2 protein-coding genes are annotated in these 1,778 nt (G+C 57.9%); one reads left to right on the plus strand and one right to left on the minus strand.

Annotation, left to right across the window (positions count from 1 at the left end):
- The first annotated feature begins 66 nt into the window (after positions 1–66).
- Positions 67–957 (plus strand): ankyrin repeat domain-containing protein, encoded by an 891-nt coding sequence (locus tag EN932_RS35380; RefSeq protein WP_245483390.1) that lies wholly within the window; start codon positions 67–69, stop codon positions 955–957.
- 544 nt (positions 958–1,501) lie between these two features.
- On the opposite strand, the gene EN932_RS35385 is transcribed toward EN932_RS35380, so the two are convergent.
- On the minus strand, positions 1,502–1,778 hold a 277-nt coding region (locus EN932_RS35385), incomplete at its 5' end, for a cytochrome ubiquinol oxidase subunit I (RefSeq protein WP_206619020.1).

Below are 1,778 nucleotides of genomic sequence, written 5' to 3' on the forward strand. Positions count from 1 at the left end.
GACTAAAGTCATCCCTTCTCGCAGCGTGCCGCGTCCTCCGGTTTGACACAGGGGTGCCGAATGCGCATGTCCTTGCTTTTCATTTCACTGCTGATTGCACACATCCCGATTGTATCGCATGCCGCCGCCATTCACGACGCCGCCGTGAAGGGAGATGTCGCGGCAATTGCGGCAGCGCTCGACGCCGGTGCCGGCGTCGACGAGAGCGATGGAAAAGCAACGCCGCTCTATCTTTCGGTTAGGGGCGGGCATCTTGCGGCGGCAAAACTGCTCATGGAACGAGGTGCCGACGCCAACGTTGCCCCGACGCCGCTTTTGGGACCTCCCCTCATGCCGGCTTTGGCAAAACGCAGGGTCGACTTGATCAATCTGTTGCTGCAGGGGGGCGCAAATCCAAATGCGCAGCGCGGCGGTGAATCCGCCCTTCACATCGCCGTCAGATCCGGCTGTCTCGATTGCGTGAAGGCACTGGTCGAGGCCGGCGCCGATGTGAATGCGAAGACAAAGGACGGCAAGACACCGCTCCACATGGCAAAATTCAAGGGGCAACATGAAGTTGCCGCCTATCTCTTGTCGCACGGCGTCGTCTTGCCAACGCCAGCCCCTATCTCGATGAAATTGTCAAATGCGGATGTCGAGAAAGGCCGAACCTACTTCACCCATGTGTGTCACGGTTGCCACAATGCCGAGCCAAAGGGAGAGACCAAGACGGGGCCCAACTTGTGGGGCGTCGTCGGCCGCGACAAGGCATCCATGGCAAGTATGCGTTACTCCGACACATTGCTGGGCTGGGAAGGTGTATGGACGTATGAGGACCTGAACACATATCTCTTCGGGCCCATGCTCACAACGCCGGGCGTCAAGATGGAGACGCCCGGTGTCCCGGACGAGACCGAACGGGTCAACGTGATCGCGTACTTGCGCACACTCAGCGACAAGCCGATTCCGCTGCCCTGAACCCCTACCCAGTATCGCCCCTTTGTAAAAGCGCACTGGGGAAGCCCTGCCAATGCCAGCGCGCAAAAGAAGCCTTTAACGCTTATTCAATTTATCTATTTTAGAATGTGCTAATGCGCTTCTCAATCCTGCTTTTTGGCTGGGCAGTATTTTGCGGTTGGGATTTCGCCGCCAATGATGGCCAAACCATTATTGGCCTTGGCGTGCGAGTTGCCAGGCTATTCCACCTCTCCGGGCTAATTTGAAGTTAGGACGACGTCAGCGCTTCTTCACCTTCGGCGTGATCTCCTCGACCCGCACCTTGTCGCCGATCTCCCTTAGCGAGCGGGTATGTCCGAGGCAGGCTCGTCGAGAAAGGCCCCTGCCCCTTTTTACTAGCTCTCGACGAGCCGTGCGCCGCTTACCCCCGGACGGCAAACGCTGTCGCAGTCTGCCTTGATCGTCAAGCGACTGTTCTGTTCGCGTGTTCGTTAGCTCAATCAGGTTGCGCTAATGTCACATTCGGTGGACGCGTACGCGTGCGCGCAACTGCAAGCCGTCTCATTCACCCTTCCGCCGTCTCAATTTCGGCATGATCTCCTCGATCCGCGCCTTCAAGCCGTCGTGGGCCATCGCCACCGGTGACGACGCCCATTCCGAACGCAATCGAGAATATCTTGATCCAGAACGTCGAGATGCGGAGATAGATGTCCCTTCCGGTCAAGAAATTGAGGCCTTCCAGCATCGCGATGAACGCGGCCATCCTACAGTAATAGCCGGCAGCAGGATGTGCCAGCCGATGACTCAGCCGAACTGCAGTCGCGATAGCAATACAGGATCTG

The sequence above is a fragment of the Mesorhizobium sp. M7A.F.Ca.US.002.01.1.1 genome, assembly GCF_004022955.1.
GTDB classification, from domain to species: Bacteria; Pseudomonadota; Alphaproteobacteria; order Rhizobiales; family Rhizobiaceae; genus Mesorhizobium; species Mesorhizobium ciceri.

Coding starts and splice junctions, on each gene's coding strand:
- EN932_RS35380 (WP_245483390.1), top strand. CDS start 67: ATGTCCTTGCTTTTCATTTCACTGCTGATTGCACACATCCCGATTGTA.